Below are 17,527 nucleotides of genomic sequence, written 5' to 3'. Positions count from 1 at the left end.
CTCCCCCACGCGTATTGTTGAACGAGCTAAGCTGGATATTATCCATGACCAGGTCGGTCTGCGTACCCCCTGTAAAATAAAACGCCCGCCCGATGTGCGCCGCGCCGCTGGAAGGAGCCGGCTCTACGTCGTTGGAAGAAATGTTTTTCACCGTCAGCCTGGTGGAGGCTCCCTGCACGCGCATAAATGCGTTCAGGTAGTTGCCTACCGTACTGAAAGAACGTATATTATCAATCGTTATCCCTGTTGTATTGGGAAAGATGTCTACGTTGATGTCCCCGTTGTTCTGCACGACGAAATTCCTGACGGTCACACTGTCCGCATTAATCACAAAAGGATTAATAATGGAGTTGGTCCCGGTGGAATACAACGTGATCTTGTTCTGCCCGTCGATCGTCAGTTTCTTCGCCGTAATAGTTGGCAGCGAGGTGGCCAGCGTTATCTGGCCATGCACATTGAACACGATATCGTGCGGGCCCGCGCCCGCGGCGTTCGCATCCAGGATAGCCTGTCTGAATGAACCCGGCCCCGCGTCGTTTGTATTGGTGACAGGGAAAGTGCCGGCAGTAGCGGCAACAGTCGTCATCATGCCAAACAGCGCCAGTAACAGCCGCTTGCAGCTTCTGCTGAAAAACCTTGATTCGGGAGTCATAACATTATTTAAGAGGGACATCATGCAATAAACATTGGGTAATAAGAAGCCAGGACCACCGTTTTGCAAACAGCGGAACAGGCTGATTCTTTTGGGAATCTATATAGCTCAGGACGTGATATGGTTGACTATTAGCACCAGCATACAACTCTCTTTTTGCCGGTATAGATCAAACACAGACAGTTTCAGTTTTATGAATAATGGTTATTGAGACAGTACAGGACGGTAAAGTCCGCATGTGTTGAATTCGCGTAAAAGTTCCCCATAGGAATGTATTAAGTTTATAAAAAGGATACGGGCCTCATGATTTTCGTCCAACATTCACATTGTTGTTCACAATAGTTCATCCTACAAATCGCCAGAAGTGTTCACATGACTCAACGGAACATTTCCGTTAACGAAAGTAGACAAACTATTCTTGACAAGTTGTAGTTGAACTTCAATATAGGTGTAGTAGTTATACTACTCATCCGTAAGGCCAAAAGTGTGCGGAGGAAGCAGGATTTGCTGAAAGGGGGCAGGGCGCCCTCTTTACCCCATACGCTCTGTCATTGTTATATCATAAAAAAATTTATAAATAAACATATACATCGGAAGAAAAATATAGTATTTTAGTGGCGACAAAAGATCTATGCTACCCTCCCGCCCTAACCTTAAACGGAATGATACACGTATTGATAGCAGATGACCATTCGATAGTAAGACTTGGCATTAAACAAATAATCTGCTCCCTGCCTGGTAACATGCATGTTACAGAAGCAAAAACATTTGATGAAACCATTTCTTTTATTGAACAACAACATTTTGACCTGCTGGTACTGGACATTAATATGCCCGGCGGCAATAACCTGCAGATGATACAGGCGGTAAAGCTCCGTCAGCCTGACGTGCGGATACTGATTTGTTCCGCCTATGAAGAAATCATGTATGCACTGGGCTATCTGCAGACAGGCGCTGACGGCTATATTGAAAAAAACTCTCCGGACGATGACTTCAAAACTGCCATTAATAGTGTTTTGGCGGGAGAAAAGTACATCAGCAGAGCTGTCCGTGAACAACTGATCAACAAGTACACCAAGCAGCAGGACCACCGTCCCAATCCTTTCTCCGTACTTTCCGGCCGTGAGGTGGAAGTGATGAACCTGTTGACCAAAGGGCTTCCGCTGATAAAAATTGCGGAGATACTCCACTTGCAACTCACTACCGTGAGCACTTACAAAGCACGCATTTTCGAGAAGACAGGCGTAAAAAATGTGATCGCTTTAGTGGAGAAAGCGCAGATGTACCAGGTGACTAGTCATTCCGGCGAAGTTGTAATGAAAGTATAGTGCCGCCGTCATCACCCGGACGGGCATGGAGCCGGCCATTGATCATGGTCAGCAGCTCCTTTATCAGTACAAGGCCGATGCCTGTGCTGCCGGAATGTCCTGTGCCGTCATTTTCCGGATGATTAATCCAGTCTCTTACCGTTTGTGGCATGCCGCTGCCGGTGTCTGACACGTGGATCGTCAGTCCGTCCTCTCCGCCTTCGGCAGAAACTTCAACACTTCCGCGAACAGTATATTTTACAGCGTTGTCCAGCAGGTTATGCAACACCACGGCCAACAGCAGTTTGTTGGCCACCACTCTTGTTCCGGTCGGAACATGGTTGATGAGCTGAATGCCTTTCGAATCGGACACCGGTTTAAAAATGGACATTTTTTCTTCTATCAGCCAGGGCAGATCAATAACTTCTTTAGTCAACTCGCCTGTCTGATAGGAGGTCCGCATATAATGTATCAGATTGTCTACCAGGTAATGCATGCGGTAAAGACTTTCATAAGTGACCATTTTTATTTCTTCGTCCTGCAACCTGCCAGACGACTCCCCGTTATTATTGACGCGCAGCAGAAACCGCAACGGAGTTTTAATATCGTGGGTAATGGCCGTGAGCAGATGCTTATGCATTAAGCTTTGCTTACGCAGCATCTCGTCCGACTCCTGCAGGATGGTCATCGTTTCCTGCAATTTCTCCGTGCGGTTAAATACTTTCAGCTCCAATAACCTGTTTTGCTCCTGGATACGCCTGATACGCATTTTGTACAGCACAAAGCCGAGGCAGATTAAAACCCCCAACGCCAACAACCGGAACCATCCTGTTTCATAAAATGCTTCCTCCACGCGGATAGTAATCGTCTTTTCGATATACTGGTCCCTGCCAAAACCTTTCAGCTTCCGGACACGGATGCGATAATTCCCTGATGGCAGGGTAGACAATGTAATGGTCCTGTCGCTGCTCACCGGCAGCCATACCTGTTCTTCTTTCTGATCATCTTTCTCTAAACAATAATAAAAATAGAGGTTTCCCGGATCACCGAAATAAGGAGAGCTGACATGTAATCTGAAAGCCTTAAAGTTGTTGGGCAATTCAAAATGTTCGCCAGGCTCTGTCAGTTTCAGGTTGTGCTCTACCCAGTCCACGAATATGTCTTTGTCTGGCATCTCCATCCGGATGGCGGATGGCGTGAACTGTACCAGCCCGTCGAGCGAGGGCAGCGAGATATCTCCGTTGTCATATTTAAAGGCGCAGGGTTGGCAGCCTCCGTTAAATTCGTTGGTATTAAAGCCCTGGTCTTTGCCGAAATAATAGTAAAACAAATCACGCTGCTTCCCGTCCGCATAGTCCAGTACGTCCTGACGACTAACACGGAACAGTCCTTTGTTTGTCGTGAGCCAGCAGTAACCCTCTGCATCTTCTGTGACACAGTGCGTGGTGGACATATAACGCTTGCGGTCCAACGGCAGCGCTGTCAGCTTTTCATTGCGATAAAGAAAAACGCCTTTGTTGTAGGTACTTATCCATATTTCCCGCTGCCGGGGAATGTAGATACTGCGGATGTTTCCCTCTTCCAGCCCCTTAATGGTATCTGTATGGCCCGATGAAAGATGGACCCGGTATAATCCTTTGCCGGTGCCAACCCACATCAGTCCGGGAATTTTTCCTTCTTTGATGAAGGTAACATCTTTCACGCCGGCTGGAACGTACTGTAGTCCCTGACTGGCATCGGCATTTTTCAGGTAATACAGTCCGGGAAATTTCCCTGCCGTCCACACTGTTCCCTGCGGGTCAACATAGACGGGGCCTATAAGATAAGGCAACTGGAATTTGTATAACTCCCGGCTGAAGTCCGGTGATATGCAGATCAGCGCAAAGCCACCCCGTCCCCAGTACCGGCCCTGCTTATCGCGCGCCAGGGCGTAATTTTCCAGGGCGCTTTCACTGTCGAAAGACAATGGCAGCCAGGTATATTTGCCACTATGGCTGAAGACCAACCCTCTGCCTGTCACCACAGCGTCGCCCGGAAATGGCGCCTGTGCATAAAACACCTCCTCTCCGGAGACATTAGATTTATGAACGGTAAACTGTTGCCGGGTGCAAACGTAGAGGCCTTTGGTAGAGCTGCCGAGGAAAACGCGGCTGTTCCGCTGATCGTAATAAATGGAGGTAATATAGGCCTGATGTAAATCGAAGTCGCGCAGCACCAGTGAACCACGGATACGCCCCTCCGGTTCCGGCTGTAATACATAGCAGGCACGGTCGGTATATACGAAAACCTGGCGCGCCGCCAGATTCCAGAAAATATCCATTTTGCATTTGGCGAAGGCGGGGTCGGTCAACAGTTCTCCTGCAAGCGTTATCCTTGCCGCCTTGTCCCGCTCCCATCCGATGAAAATCCCGTCTCTGTTCAGGTAAAAAAGCCGGCCACCGCTCACGAATAAACGCTGCACGTCCAGTTGTGGCTGCACAATGCGGTAATCCACTTTGTCCTGTTTTACGTGGGAGATGGTATCACGGTATATAGAAAAATAACTGTCCGAGGTCTGTGGTATCACGATGGGACGTATTTTGGCGAAATGCGCCCCATAGTCGTCAGGCCATCCCCGGACGGGGTAATAATCATCTTTGGTATCTTTGTACTGCTGGTATTGATATCCGGACAACTCTTTTCCTATATGCGTTACCGTGCTCTGCGAAACCGTCAGTATCTCCCCAACCTCGTTTTCCACCGAGATAGCGGTATCATTAGGGTAAATCCGTGCCATCCGGCTGCTTTTCAGCCCTGGCAGATTCTCATTGCCGAAATTGAGGAAGTAGTTCCCATCAAACCGCGTCAGGCCATTCTCTGTGGCCAGCCACAGGAAACCGTTCTTATCGGGCACAATGCCTTTGATGCTGTTTTGCGGCAAACCATCCTCATCTGTAAAATGTTTGATAAAATAACGCGCTGTGTCTGCCGGAGCAGAAGACATTACCGGCAATATATGCAGTAAGCATAGGTGAAGGCAAAAAATAAGGCGCATTGAATAGTTTGATCCCGGACACACGACAATAGGAACAGGCTGAATTTTTCTTCGTTTATCCGGCAAAGATATAAATACGCCGTGAAATTAAAATCACATTAAAATTATATGTCATCGTACCCGGGACGGGCACCTTCCGGAGAAGCCAGGCTAAACACCGTTAACCGGCGCTTAGCCTGAAATCTTCTGCTTAGTCGATCTTTATTCGGGAAATCTTGCCATCCTGGCTGTTGATACGGATGAAAGACACCACCACCGTTTCATCTTCATAGCTACGCTCAAAAGTGTCTACGGTGTACTCCGGCGATGTCCTTTTTACATTGACGACAGAGAAATCGTCTTTTGTAGAACCGTCCGGTGAATCGTAAACAGTGATCCGGCAGCCCTGGCGCACGCCATAGAGCTTCATAGAGCGGATCTGCTCATGTTTAGCCGGTTGGAAATTCTGTCCGGGGACGTCTTCGACAGTCTGTACAATATCCTGGGTGCCATTGTTGCCTTCATAAAATACGATAAGACCCATAAAATAAATTTTTGAAGTGATTAATGAATAAAAAAAGGGGACATTCTCTGTAGCTACAGAAAAAAAATGTGATAAATATACCAACTACGGGAAGTGAAAATAATCAGGAATGCGAACTATAATAGTTGTTATTTTGAGAAATACGGGTTTCCTATCGGGTTATATTGTAGCGCTGTCAAGCATTACAACGCATCACGTTCTCTGGCGTTCACAAACTGAAATTACTAAAAAAATTTAAACCCTCAAAAAATACGTACGGCATAAAATATGATGCAGGCATAGGATGAAAACAATGCAACCACCCAAAATAATTCATCGCACGGTTCACATTAACGGCCTGGATATCTTCTACCGCGAAGCCGGCGACCCTTCCCGTCCGGCCATATTGCTGATGCATGGGTTTCCCAGCTCCTCCCATATGTTCAGGAGATTACTGCCTGCACTGGCGCAGGCCGACTACTACGCCATAGCGCCGGATTTCCCGGGATTCGGCTACAGCAGCTATCCGCCGACCAACAGTTTCGCCTATACGTTTGAAAACATGGCCCGGGTGATATCGTCTTTTGTAACGGAAAAGCAGTTGCAACAGTTCGCGCTGTACCTGCATGATTATGGCTCCACCATAGGCATGCGCGTAGCCCTGGAGCATCCCGAAAAAATCACTGCTCTCATTTTCCAGGATGGTAATTCCTACGAAGAAGGCCTCGGCAAGGAATGGGACACGGCTAAAGCATACTGGGACAATCCTACTGCGGCCAACAGGGCACAATTACCCGAATGGCTAAACGCAGAAGGCACCCGTCAGCAGTATGTGGCCGGCGTACCGGAAGATCAGCTGCCGCTTTTCAGCCCGGACACCTGGACGCTGGACTGGGCGCTGATGGACCGCCCGGGCCATGTGGCCGCACAGTTTGCCCTGTTCGAAGACTACCGGCACAACAGAAAATATTTCCCGCAGTTCCGGGAATTTTTCCGTCGCACCCAACTCCCAACGCTGGTGATATGGGGTAAGTATGATGCTTATTTCAGTGTTGAAGAAGCAGCCTGTTATAAAAGAGACCTTCCCGATGCGGAAGTACACATTTTAGAAGCCGGACATAAAGCGCTGGAAAGTCATTTTGAAGACATCTGTCCGTTGATGCTGGACTTCCTGAAGCGGCGACTCAGCTAACGGTCACGTTTTCCAGCCGTGCGCCCATCCCTTTCAGAGCGGCATAGGTAAGTTTGTCCATGGTGGCGCCATCGAAGTGGATGGTGCCGATAGCGCGGTAGTAATTGTTCGTCAGCGCAAAAGCCGGACGGAAAGAGACATTTTTGAGCGTTGCGCCTTTAAACACCGCGTCATTCAACAAGGCCCGGTCGAATTTAACGCCAATAAAGGTCTGCCCGTCAAAACACTGGCCCCGCAGGTCGGAACGCCTGAAATCCACGCCACTAAAGACACAGCGCTTAAAGATAGTCGTTCTGAGATCGGTCATGTCCAGTCTCACGTCTGTCAGCTTTACATCTGTAAATGTTGACCTCACCAGCTCCGACTTGCTGAAAACAGTCCGCACGAGAATGGAGTTGTCGAAACTTGTATCCGTGAGGTTAACGACAGACAACTTACAGTCTGTCAGGTCGGCCCTATTAAAACGGGCCCCGGCCGCGTCGCAGGTGGTAAAGGAGCTGCCAGTCAGGTCGGCACCGGTAAAATCCGCTCCGCGTAAACTGCTGGCGTGGAATTTTCGTTTAGGCGCCACGACACCGGCGAAATCTGTCCCCGCCAGGTCGGTCCCGGTGAAATCCGTCACCAGCGCCTGCTCCTCCCTGCCGGAAATTTTAGCATCCACTGGTGCCACCGGCTCCGTATAGGCGGCACTGTCAGTTGTCGCTTTAATCGTTGTCTCCGCTTTAGGGGATTCAAAATTCTCCGAGAAATAATTCAGGTCAACCCCCAGGATTTCGGCCAGCCGGTTGATGGTGAGGATATCAGGGAGGGATTCCCCACGCTCCCATTTGCCGACAGCCTGCGGACTGATAAACAACTGTTGGGCGAGCTGCGCCTGAGACATATTCGTCTCTTTTCTGGCCCTTGCGATTTTGCTGCCAATATTTTTAGCTTCCATGGATACTGCTTTTCGCAGCAAAGATAACCCGGTTCCGGGTCAATACCGTAAAACAGCGGCACCTGTTGGTGGTAATGACATTACCTGCTGTTGTATCTGACAACTACCGGTGGTATTTCCCTAAAAGGGAGCCATCAGATCCCTCTGTCCTGCAATTTATCCGGGACGCTATAGCTGCCGTTTTTAAACGGAACAACCGTCTTTTCGAGCGGCACATTGCTGCTCATGCAACTGCCGGTGATGATCACCAGACGGTAGTTCTCTTCTCCTGCAACAGGTTGCATCTGCCATTTGTTGTAACTGCATTGCCCTGTGCCGGAACCATTTTCATAGCTGTTGTCGGTAACGAGAGAAAAGGCACTGCTGAGCCTATCATTGGAAAAAGCCAGCACATCGTCCCAGAAAACGTTGGAGCCCATATGGGTAATGCCACCAACAATCACGATGCCCGTGCTGTGGCCGCCCAGCTTCACCAGTCCGTTGAAATAACCGGAGTTGCCGTACATGCCGCCACCGCCGGCATTCAGTTCGTGCGCCACATGCTGCCAGCTGCCGTTATTGTTTTTAAACAGCCAGATGTCCACCCAGCCGGAGGGCGGCGCACCACCGTCTTTGATTTCATTTCTGAAGGCGGCGAGGCAATAGGTGTTGCCATCCTGCCGGAAGAACTGCAGGGAGTCCAGCGCACGGCTCACTTTATCATTTGCTACCTCAGTGGGTACTGTATCGTAAACGGATTTGGTCAGCTGATTTACTTGCGCCTCCCCAAAGCCGGCCTGCGCGGGCAGTAGCTCCACCCGCTCCGCAAATGCCTGTTTGATTTCCTTCCGGATATCCTGCTTCAGGCGGTCCATGGATTTTTCAGTGTCCAGCTTTTCCAGGAAAAGCTTCACGATAGCGGCGGTTTTTGTATTGCCGTGTTTTTGTACAAAGGAGAGATATTCGTCTTTGTTTTCCTGGTTCAGCGAAGCAATATCCTGCCAGTTTTCAAAAGAAGGGGTATTATCCTGGCCGAAGAGATAATCTTCACAATACCGTTCGAAGCTTTCCCTGGCGCTGACAGCCAGAATACTGTTGGGATATGTTTCCAGGAACTGCTCCCAGTTCAGCGTCCGCTGGCCCACCTCATGAAAAGATACGCCCAGTCCTGCGTCCGCGCTGTACAAGACGGTATCTTCATCCGCGTTCAGTTGCAGGTAACTGCGGTAGTCTGCCGGCAATGCATTCTTAAACAACTGCGTGTAAAAGGTGGGCACCGTCCGTAACTCCGTATAGCCTTCTCCGATACCCCAGGGTTCAATTCCGGCAGTCGCCAACAGGTCAACTGTCCGTTGTACGCTGTCCGGCGGCACTATCTTCTTCTTTTCTTCAGCATAGTAATTGGCGTAATTGTCCAGCCATGCGGTTTCATTGTCAGACATGCCTGCCAGGGCGGTATCCACATATAGCGCGAGTGAATTGTATAGTTTTACTGCCGCTTCCGGACTGATGCCCGGGAGCTGTTGTGCGATCGCTTTTCTTCTGCTGATGATACCATCAACATATGTTTTTGTAGATACTGCCTGCCTTTCTGCAGGCTGATTAGCGAGAGTATCCACTTTCGCTTTTTCTTTGGGGTTGTTTTTTGTGTTGCCGCCATCACAAGCAGCCAGCAAAACAATGGAGCATAACAGGCCTGGTACCAGACCTTTAAAAAATGAACAGTTCATAAGTATTTTAAGCCATGAATAAGGTCGTAAGATACAGAAAGCGTGGCAAATAAACAGCGGAATCAGTAGGCCACGGCAGCTTTCCAGCTGCTGGTGTCCGTTAGCGCCTGCATGAAGGCCACCAGTGCTTTCTTGTCCTGCGGCGTCAGTCGCAGCTTTTCCGCTGGCAATGTCTGGTTGGGCGGCGCGATGCCCAGTCCGGCCCCACCGCCCTTGTCATAAAAGTCGATCACTGATTCCAGCGTAGGGAACACACCGTTATGCATATACGGGGCCGTGACCGCACTGTTGCGCACCGTCGGCGTTTTAAAAGCATAGCGGTGAATGCTGATCCTATACAGCACATACTTACCGGGATCCTGGTCCAGCGGCGCATGCGGACCGGCGCTTGCCGGTACGCCCAGCACTTCCGATTCCGGCTCTGCAAAATATGGTGGCGCCACCCCGCTGAACAGCGGCGCAAAATGGCAGGTGCCGCATTTACCCTTTCCCATGAAGACATTGAAGCCTTTCTTTTCCATTGTATTGAGCGCGGTGGTGTCCCCGTTCATATATACATCGAAGCGTGACTGCAAACTGGTGAGCGACCGCAGGAAAGATGCCAGCGCGTTGGCGATGTTTTCTTCCGTAATGCTGTTATGCCCTTCCGCAAAGGCTTTGGCGAACAGACGCACATAGGTGCTGTCTTTCTTCAGCGAATGGGCTGTCTGTTGCAGGGAGCCATTCATCTCCCGTTTATTGTGTACCACGTCAGACACCTGGTTTTCGAGGAAGATGGCGCGGGAATCATAGAACTGTTTCGACTGGAACGCAGCATTCAGCAAGGTGGGCGTATTGCGGGCGATGAGCGCTTTGCCGTCCAGGTCCGTATTGCGTGCCATGCCGTCTGTAAATGCTTTTGAGGCCTGGTGACAGGAAGCGCAGGAGCGCTGCAGGTTGCCCGACAGCATGGGGTCATAAAACAGCCGTTGCCCTAACTGTATCCTTCCGGCCGTGGGGTCTGACTCATAATTGGGCGAGTAACCGTTAACGTTATAGTACCGCATCGCAAAGAGGTGTGGGGCCTCGGGAGACAGTATCCTGCGTTCGGGCGGCAGTTGCAGGTGCAGTTGTTGTTGCAGCGCCAGCAGCGAGGCACTCAACGGATTGACGTAATGCGTAATAAAATGAAGCCGGTCAAATTCGTTGAAGCCCGGGTGTGCTGCCAGGTACTGCCGCGCGGCTTTAAAACGAGCCGTCGCTGTCTGCCGGACGTTGCTGTCCGCCACATCGCGGGCATACAGCGTAGCAGCGTATTCAACACCCTTCAGCGCGGCAGTTGCTTCGGGCATTGACAGCTGCGCTATGGGCGAATCATAGCCGGAAATACCCAGGGCGATGATGCGGTATATCTCAAAGCGCATCGCATCAAACACATAGGCATCCATAAAACCATAAGGGTCCGTCTGCGATCGCAAAGCGGTAAACTGTGCCCTGAGCGCTGTGACAACGGGCAGCAGTTCTTTGGATGCCGCACCTGGTGCCCACAGTTTTTCTTCGATCACCTGGAAACCCTGTGGCGGCAATATGTCCCGGGAATTCTCCCCGTCCGCAAAAGGCAATGCCGGTCCGTTGATATTCCGTATCACGTGCGGGTAATAATATTCCGTGAGAAATTCGGCCTGCTTGTATGCCAGCCGTGCGGAACGGAACAGTTGTCTCTGCGTGGAAACCGGTGCATGGGTACGGACAGCTTCTTCCAATAGCTGAAGACTATGTTCCACCGCTCCCATCTGAAGACCGAAATATGTTTCCACTGCTGTAACAGGCGGGGGCTCGCGGCGTGGGTGCGTATAGGTTAGTGCGGCCAATAACAGTACAGTAATAATGCTTCTCATGGTTTTCCGGTAAATATTATCGAATGAGCTGTTCTATAACGGGGTTTCAGCATCTTCAGCCCGTCTGCCGGACCGGAGATAAAAGCATGCCCGCCTTTGTCAATGCCACTTAATAGCGGTAAGTACCCACCTTGTTCCTATAAAGGCCCAAAACACTGCAAAGAAAAGATTTCATAAGAAGTTAACGGGTGTTTTAGATTAACTATTGTAAAATATGAAAATTATAATTAATTTCATTACCGGAACCATGAGGAGAATTTTTTGATTGATGAACCGGGAAATTCAGATGCAGCGATGATCCCCCAATCAAAAAAATCTCAAACTTATATTGCGGACACTGTAATGAAGCAGTAATGCGCGCCCCGGAAACCCAGCGCTTCATTCTCAACCTTTTCTGTATAAGCCGTTAAATCCAATTCACCTTTCAATCTAAATCGAACCTTCAACATCCAAACACTTAAATCTCATCCCATGATCCCATGCTTGTCCTCTATTGCGAAATCGTGCATCCTTACCTGTTGCAGCGCCCTGTTGGGCCTGACGTTACAGGCGCAGACCACACTGGTCCCTTTTGGTTCAACCTGGAAGTACCTTGACAATGGCTCCAATCAGGGCTCGTCGTGGCGATCGGCCACGTTCAACGACGGCTCCTGGAAGAGCGGTCCCGCCGAACTGGGCTATGGCGACGGCGACGAATCCACTGTGGTCAGTTATGGCAGCAATGCCAACAGCAAGTACGTCACCACGTACTTCCGGAAACAGTTCACCCTCTCCGGCCTCAGCAACTACACCAGCTTCACCCTGGAATTCAGGAGAGACGATGGCATCGTGGTGTATGTGAACGGCATGGAAGTAAAAAGGGACAATATGCCTTCCGGCACTATCTCCTACAACACGCTGGCCTCCGCCGATGCCAGCGATGACGGCGCCTCCGTACAAACAGCCACGCTTCCCGTTTCCGCTTTCGTGGAAGGCAGCAACACCATCGCAGTGGAGATACACCAGCAGGTGGTCACCAGCAGCGATATCTCTTTTGACCTGCAACTGAAAGGCAATAGCGGCAGTTCCTCTGCGTCCGTGGTAAGAGGCCCTTACCTGCAAATGGGCAATCAGACAGCCGTCTCCATTCGCTGGCGCACCGCCGAAGCCAGCAACACCAAAGTGAAGTATGGCACCGTATACGGTAACCTGACAGACAGCGTGATAAACACCTCCTCCTCCACCGAACATGAGGTGAGGATCACCAATCTGCAGCCGGACACCCGCTATTATTACAGCATCGGCACCACTACCGCCGTACTGGAAGCAACCGATAAAAACTATTTCAATACAGCGCCTCCCGCCAATACCACCCGCAAAATCAGGATCGCTGCGTATGGCGACTGTGGCAACAATTCCAGCAACCAAACCAAAGTACGGGACGCCTACCTGAACTATGTAGGCGCCGCACCTACCGACGTATGGCTGCTGCTCGGCGACAACGCCTATGATGGCGGGTTCGACAACGAATACCAAACCAACTTCTTTAATATCTACAAAGACAACCTGCTCAAAAACATCCTGCTGTTCCCCACGCCGGGCAACCACGATTATGATAATGATCCTTCGCGCCAGGATGACCATAATATCCCCTATCTTGCCAACTTCACCCTGCCCAAAAATGGTGAGTGCGGCGGCGTAGCTTCCGGCAAGGAAGAGTACTACTCATTTGATTACGGCGATATCCATTTTATCTGCCTGGATTCCTACGGAGAAGAAAACAACAAACGTTTTTACGATACCTCCTCCACACAGATACAGTGGCTCAAAAACGACCTGGCCGCCAATAACCGCAAATGGACCATCGCGTACTGGCACCATCCGCCATACACCATGGGCAGCCATAATTCCGATACAGAAAGTGAACTGGTGAAAGTAAGACAGAACCTGATCCGCATACTGGAACGTTATGGGGTAGACCTGATCCTCAATGGGCACAGCCACGACTACGAACGTTCCTACTTTATCCGCGGGCACTACGGACTGGAAAACACTTTCTCCCTGACGACGCACGCTGTCAGCAAGAGCAGCGCCAAATACGACAGTACCACCAGCTCCTGCCCCTACATCACTTCGTCTGCCAAAACAAACCATGGCACAGTGTACGTAGTGGCCGGTTCTGCCGGACAGGTAGGCGGTACTTCTTCTTCGTTCCCCCATGCCAGTTCCTATTACGCCAACGCCACTACCGGCGGCTCACTGGTATTGGAAATAGAAGGCAACAGATTGGATGCGAAGTTCATCGCAGCGGATAAAACGATCAAAGACCGTTTTACCATGATGAAAGACGTTAACAAAACAACGGTGGTGAATGCTACTGCCGGTCAACCGCTGACCCTTAGCGCCTCCTGGCCCGGCAATTACAAATGGGACGATGGCTCTTCCAGCCGCACCAGGACCGTAACGCCCAACAGCACCACCGTATATACCGTTTCTGATAACGCTACGCCCACCATCTGCGTAACTGATACCTTCAAAGTGGTAACCGGTACCCTGATGGCCACCAGCGCCGTCGCCGAAAACAAAACAACGGCAGCGCCTTCCTCCTTCTCCGTTAAAGTATATCCTAATCCATCTCCCAACAATAAATTACAGGTGGAAATCAGCAGCAAACAGCAGCAACCGGTGAGATACAGCATTGTAGACCTCTCCGGCAGGAAGATACAGGAAAATGTATGGCAGGTAGCTTCAGGCACTTCCACACAAACCATCACGCTGCCCCGTGGCAATTATGTCCTCACCCTCATCAATACTAACGGTGAACGGCAAACGCAGCAGCTCGTCGTAGAATAATCCATACTTTTTATCATAAAAAAATCCCGGGGCATGTAAATAATGCTCCGGGATTTTTATTTGTCATGCCGCGGCTGACATTATCCGCCAATGGGTGTAGCCGCATGTATAAACGTAGGCCTGCTGAAAGTATAAAAAGGCTGAAAGAAACACCAGATACGTTTGGAGCCATGTGAACGGAACACCTGTGTGGTATTGTTGGGATTGGCTATAGAAAAGCTGATCGTAGCATTATTTACATCCGGGAAGTTAGGGTCGTAAATTTTAAGGGAGAGATCTGTTCCATCCAGCTCATAGCCATATACCAGCACCACATGGTTTTCACCCAGGTCGGCAGGGTTGAGGGATTTTGTTTGTACCAGTGCGAGGGGCACCAGCTGGTTGCTGTCCAGTTTACGTTGCATTTTAGGCCATTCATCTTTGATCATGCGCCAGGCCCTGCCGCGTGGCGCCAGCCCTATCTTGCTCATATCCGTTTCATGGTCCGGCAGGGCGGGGTTCATCAAAGCCATATAGGTAGTGATGCCGCCAGGCAGGTTGAAGCTGGTGATAAAGCGGTCCACCAGGTAGTTGTACATGGTGCCGCCACAAGGAGACGTGGTGGTGGCCGGCGGCAGCATTTTACTTTCAAAGAGGTCACGTACTACGAACACCATGCCACCGCATACGCCGTTTGAAGCGTTGCCAATGGGTATCTTGATATTGCCGAAGGGAATGGGCGGTATCAGGTTAAACAGCGGGCAGTCGGGAAACCGGCTGTTGCTGAAGTGAAAAGCGTTGACGCTGGGTGTAAATCCGGGCACGCTGTGTTCTCTTATCCAGGTGTCGGATGACCATAACGCTTTACCGTTGGTATCATATATCACCAGGTTGCCGTCGTCCTGTAATATGAGCCAGGCGCCGTAGTGGCGGTCTGTGCCCGTGTCCCATACATAGCTGTGGCCGGGACCGTACATCACGAGGTTGCCATCCTGCTGCATTTCCAGTATGTCCACCTGACGGCCGTCGGTATTGGAAGCCCAGCGGGGTTTGTTGCCGGTGCGGTACAGCACCAGGTTGCCGTCGCCTTGAAGTATTAAAGTAGTTTTTCCGTTGGGGGCGGTCAATGTTCCGCCAACTGGGAGCGATTGTCCCGGTAGAAGCCTGTCCATAAAAGGGGGTTAATTTAATTAGTGTGATTAAATAAAATCATTTGAGGTTAACCGGTTAATGACAGTACAAAAGTAGTCGCCTGCCGGCATGCCGGTAAGCGTAGAAACAGCGATTTTGATAACTCAGTAGATGTACGTAGCTGCTACCTCCCCTTCCGCCGCAGCATCAGAAAATAAATCCACTACAATAAAAAGTACTTTGTATTTCAAAGTATATTCGTATTTTCGTATGGCCATTCTAAACAACATGCTATGAAAATAGATATTATCATCGCGTATGTACAGCGATACGAATTCGGCCATGAGTACGATTTTGTACCACCGGTCACCGGTATACACCTGGCGGCCATTACCCCGGCGGCGCATACAGTGAATGTATATCACCAGCAGGTGGACAAGATCAATACCGACACGGACGCCGATTTGATCGCCATCTCCTTCTTCAGCGGTTTTGCCATGGCGGCGTATACGCTGGCCGTGGAGTTCAGGAAAAAGGGGAAAACAGTGGTGGCCGGCGGCCCGCATGTGACGTACTGTCAAACAGAAGCGCTGGAATATTTCGATGCCATCGTCACGGGCGAAGCGGAGAACGTATGGCCGCAGCTGATCAATGATGCAGCGGCAGGCCAACTGAAACGGCTATACGCCGGCAGTCCCTGCGACATGCAGGACCTCCCCACGCCCAGGTACGACCTGCTGCCCAACAAGTTCTTCATCCGTAAAGTCATCCAGGCCACCAGGGGCTGCCCCTTCTCCTGCTCTTTCTGTACCGTTCCCTCGCTCAACCCTGGCTTCCGGCTGAGGCCTGTCAAAGATGTGCTGCGCGATGCCGGATACGATCAATTCGATTACTGGTGGCAACGGAAAATAGTCTGGTTCTGGGACGACAACCTCACCATCCGGCGCCCCTATATCCGGGAACTATTGCAGGAAATGATCCCATTGAAAAAATGGTGGCTCACGCAGGCCAGTATGGACATCGCTAAGGACCCGGAACTGCTGGACCTGATGAAGGCTTCCGGCTGCATCGGTGTTTTCCTTGGCATCGAATCGTTCGGGACAGACTCCCTCGCCGACGCCAACAAGCGGCAAAATAAAATCGCGCACTACAGCGCCGCCGTGAAAGCCATCCGTCAGCGCGGTATAGCGGTGATGGCAGGCTTCATCGCCGGTTTCGATCATGATGATGAACAAAGCATCGTCCGCATGGCCGATCAGCTCATGGAGATAGGCATAGACGTTCCTTTCCTGAGCATCATGACGCCGTTCAGAGGCACGCCCATCTATCACACCTTAAAAAAAGAAGACAGAATACTGGAAGACAGAAACTGGAATTTTTATAACGGCTATAACGTTGCCTTTACACCGAAAAAAATCGATGCCGAACAATTGTTGCGCGCCCACAGAACGTTATGGAAAAAATCCTTCTCGCCCTGGTACGCCGGCAGACGGATACTGCGCGGCATATTCACCCTCAGATGGGGAGCGTTGCTGCTGTCTGTGTTTATGAATAGTTTCTACTCCTGTAAACGCATGAGGAAAAACTATCCGATCGATATGACGAAACGAAAAAACGGTGTAAACGCCGTAGCGCCGGTGCTGCGCCAGGAAAAGGAAAGCTGCGGGCTGGCGGTACCGGCTTAACGCATGCTCCTGAATTCAAGCGGTGTTTTCAGTTGCAGCAAAGTCATCGGGAGGAAAAACAATCATAATTCTTTAATTTTATTTCAGACCATAAAACCCTCCCGTTATGACTGTAGAACAAATCGCCGCGCGCCTGGCAGAGCTTTGCCGGCAAGAACAGTTCAGTGTTGCGCAAAAAGAACTGTATGCAGATGACGCCGTCAGCATAGAGCCTCATGACATCCCTGGTTTCGACCGTGAAACCAAGGGACTGGCAGCGCTGAAGGAGAAAGACAAAAAATTCAACGCTATGCTCGAAGCCCGGTATGGCACCACTGTTTCCACACCATTGGTTGCCGGCAACGCCATTGCCTTTGTGCTGACCATGGACATTAAAATGCAGGGCAGAGAGCGGGAAAGCGTACGTGAACTTTGTGTGTACCAGGTAAAAGACGGCAAGATCATTTCAGAACAGTTCTTTATATAAAGAAATGCCCTGCGGGGCATTTCTTTATATAATCCGGGATGATATTGCTGCAAAACCTCCTTCCACGCGGCCACGCCGCAGCAACTGACGAATCACTGAAGTACGCCACCCGTCCGCTATCCGGCAATATCACCAAATTGTCAGGTTCTGCTGATGGTATAGGATTATTCTGAAGTTATCAATAACTTACTATTGATCGACCGTTTATCTGCCCCTACGAAACC

12 protein-coding genes are annotated in these 17,527 nt (G+C 50.4%); 6 read left to right on the top strand and 6 right to left on the bottom strand.

What is annotated here, in order from left to right; genetic code table 11:
- Positions 1-1,314 precede the first annotated feature (1,314 nt).
- On the top strand, positions 1,315-1,980 hold the full coding sequence (locus tag HGH92_RS25025) for a response regulator transcription factor (RefSeq protein WP_168873546.1): 666 nt from the start codon (positions 1,315-1,317) through the stop codon (positions 1,978-1,980).
- Here HGH92_RS25025 and HGH92_RS25020 read toward each other — a convergent pair.
- Together HGH92_RS25020 and HGH92_RS25015 are read right to left on the bottom strand one after the other, a co-directional pair.
- Positions 1,946-4,942 carry an ATP-binding protein gene (locus HGH92_RS25020; protein WP_168873545.1) on the bottom strand — a complete coding sequence of 999 codons (2,997 nt, stop codon included), beginning with the start codon at positions 4,940-4,942 and terminating at the stop codon, positions 1,946-1,948. The two genes, HGH92_RS25025 and HGH92_RS25020, sit on opposite strands and share 35 nt — an antisense overlap.
- 241 nt (positions 4,943-5,183) lie before the next feature.
- Positions 5,184-5,516, bottom strand: a complete 333-nt coding sequence (locus HGH92_RS25015; protein ID WP_168873544.1) for a hypothetical protein — start codon at positions 5,514-5,516, stop codon at positions 5,184-5,186.
- 283 nt (positions 5,517-5,799) lie between these two features.
- Here HGH92_RS25015 and HGH92_RS25010 point away from each other — a divergent pair, with 283 nt between their 5' ends.
- Positions 5,800-6,687 carry an alpha/beta fold hydrolase gene (locus HGH92_RS25010; protein WP_168873543.1) on the top strand — a complete coding sequence of 296 codons (888 nt, stop codon included), beginning with the start codon at positions 5,800-5,802 and terminating at the stop codon, positions 6,685-6,687.
- On the opposite strand, the gene HGH92_RS25005 is transcribed toward HGH92_RS25010, so the two are convergent.
- The 3 genes from HGH92_RS25005 to HGH92_RS24995 form a co-directional block, all read right to left on the bottom strand.
- A complete protein-coding gene (locus HGH92_RS25005; RefSeq protein WP_168873542.1) occupies positions 6,680-7,624 on the bottom strand; it encodes a pentapeptide repeat-containing protein in 945 nt (314 codons plus the stop codon). The genes HGH92_RS25010 and HGH92_RS25005 overlap by 8 nt on opposite strands.
- Positions 7,625-7,758: 134 nt before the next feature.
- Positions 7,759-9,333: a hypothetical protein gene (locus HGH92_RS25000; RefSeq protein ID WP_168873541.1), complete on the bottom strand. Its 1,575-nt coding sequence runs from the start codon at positions 9,331-9,333 to the stop codon at positions 7,759-7,761.
- A 62-nt stretch (positions 9,334-9,395) separates the two neighbouring features.
- Positions 9,396-11,210, bottom strand: coding sequence for a cytochrome c peroxidase (locus HGH92_RS24995; RefSeq protein ID WP_168873540.1), 1,815 nt, complete (start codon positions 11,208-11,210; stop codon positions 9,396-9,398).
- Positions 11,211-11,681: 471 nt separating this feature from the next.
- Between HGH92_RS24995 and HGH92_RS24990 the strand changes: the two genes are divergently transcribed.
- Entirely contained in the window at positions 11,682-14,042 is a 2,361-nt protein-coding gene (locus HGH92_RS24990) for a metallophosphoesterase (RefSeq protein ID WP_168873539.1), read from the top strand.
- 80 nt (positions 14,043-14,122) lie between these two features.
- Here HGH92_RS24990 and HGH92_RS33645 read toward each other — a convergent pair whose 3' ends face one another.
- Complete coding sequence (locus HGH92_RS33645) at positions 14,123-15,193, bottom strand: hypothetical protein (protein WP_211092741.1); 1,071 nt, start codon at positions 15,191-15,193, stop codon at positions 14,123-14,125.
- A gap of 252 nt (positions 15,194-15,445) precedes the next feature.
- On the opposite strand from HGH92_RS33645, the gene HGH92_RS24980 reads away from it, so the two are divergent.
- From HGH92_RS24980 to HGH92_RS34090, 3 genes are all read left to right on the top strand, one after another.
- Positions 15,446-16,837 (top strand): B12-binding domain-containing radical SAM protein, encoded by a 1,392-nt coding sequence (locus tag HGH92_RS24980; RefSeq protein WP_168873538.1) that lies wholly within the window; start codon positions 15,446-15,448, stop codon positions 16,835-16,837.
- Positions 16,838-16,943: 106 nt separating this feature from the next.
- Positions 16,944-17,303, top strand: coding sequence for a SnoaL-like domain-containing protein (locus HGH92_RS24975; protein ID WP_168873537.1), 360 nt, complete (start codon positions 16,944-16,946; stop codon positions 17,301-17,303).
- 38 nt (positions 17,304-17,341) lie between these two features.
- Complete coding sequence (locus HGH92_RS34090; protein WP_262888811.1) at positions 17,342-17,476, top strand: hypothetical protein; 135 nt, start codon at positions 17,342-17,344, stop codon at positions 17,474-17,476.
- Positions 17,477-17,527: the final 51 nt, after the last annotated feature.

It is taken from the genome of Chitinophaga varians (assembly GCF_012641275.1).
GTDB classification, from domain to species: Bacteria; Bacteroidota; Bacteroidia; order Chitinophagales; family Chitinophagaceae; genus Chitinophaga; species Chitinophaga varians_A.
Note: the sequence above shows the minus strand (reverse complement) of the source record. Positions and strands in the feature narration are given on the sequence as shown.

What these genes read in the sequence shown, in the direction of transcription:
- HGH92_RS25025 (WP_168873546.1), top strand. Translation starts at nt 1,315, where the DNA reads ATGATACACGTATTGATAGCAGATGACCATTCGATAGTAAGACTTGGC.
- HGH92_RS24975 (WP_168873537.1), top strand. Translation starts at nt 16,944, where the DNA reads ATGACTGTAGAACAAATCGCCGCGCGCCTGGCAGAGCTTTGCCGGCAA.
- HGH92_RS24995 (WP_168873540.1), bottom strand. Translation starts at nt 11,210, where the DNA reads ATGAGAAGCATTATTACTGTACTGTTATTGGCCGCACTAACCTATACG.
- HGH92_RS24990 (WP_168873539.1), top strand. Translation starts at nt 11,682, where the DNA reads ATGATCCCATGCTTGTCCTCTATTGCGAAATCGTGCATCCTTACCTGT.
- HGH92_RS25020 (WP_168873545.1), bottom strand. Translation starts at nt 4,942, where the DNA reads ATGTCTTCTGCTCCGGCAGACACAGCGCGTTATTTTATCAAACATTTT.
- HGH92_RS25015 (WP_168873544.1), bottom strand. Translation starts at nt 5,516, where the DNA reads ATGGGTCTTATCGTATTTTATGAAGGCAACAATGGCACCCAGGATATT.
- HGH92_RS25000 (WP_168873541.1), bottom strand. Translation starts at nt 9,333, where the DNA reads ATGAACTGTTCATTTTTTAAAGGTCTGGTACCAGGCCTGTTATGCTCC.
- HGH92_RS33645 (WP_211092741.1), bottom strand. Translation starts at nt 15,193, where the DNA reads ATGGACAGGCTTCTACCGGGACAATCGCTCCCAGTTGGCGGAACATTG.
- HGH92_RS25005 (WP_168873542.1), bottom strand. Translation starts at nt 7,624, where the DNA reads ATGGAAGCTAAAAATATTGGCAGCAAAATCGCAAGGGCCAGAAAAGAG.
- HGH92_RS25010 (WP_168873543.1), top strand. Translation starts at nt 5,800, where the DNA reads ATGAAAACAATGCAACCACCCAAAATAATTCATCGCACGGTTCACATT.
- HGH92_RS24980 (WP_168873538.1), top strand. Translation starts at nt 15,446, where the DNA reads ATGAAAATAGATATTATCATCGCGTATGTACAGCGATACGAATTCGGC.
- HGH92_RS34090 (WP_262888811.1), top strand. Translation starts at nt 17,342, where the DNA reads ATGATATTGCTGCAAAACCTCCTTCCACGCGGCCACGCCGCAGCAACT.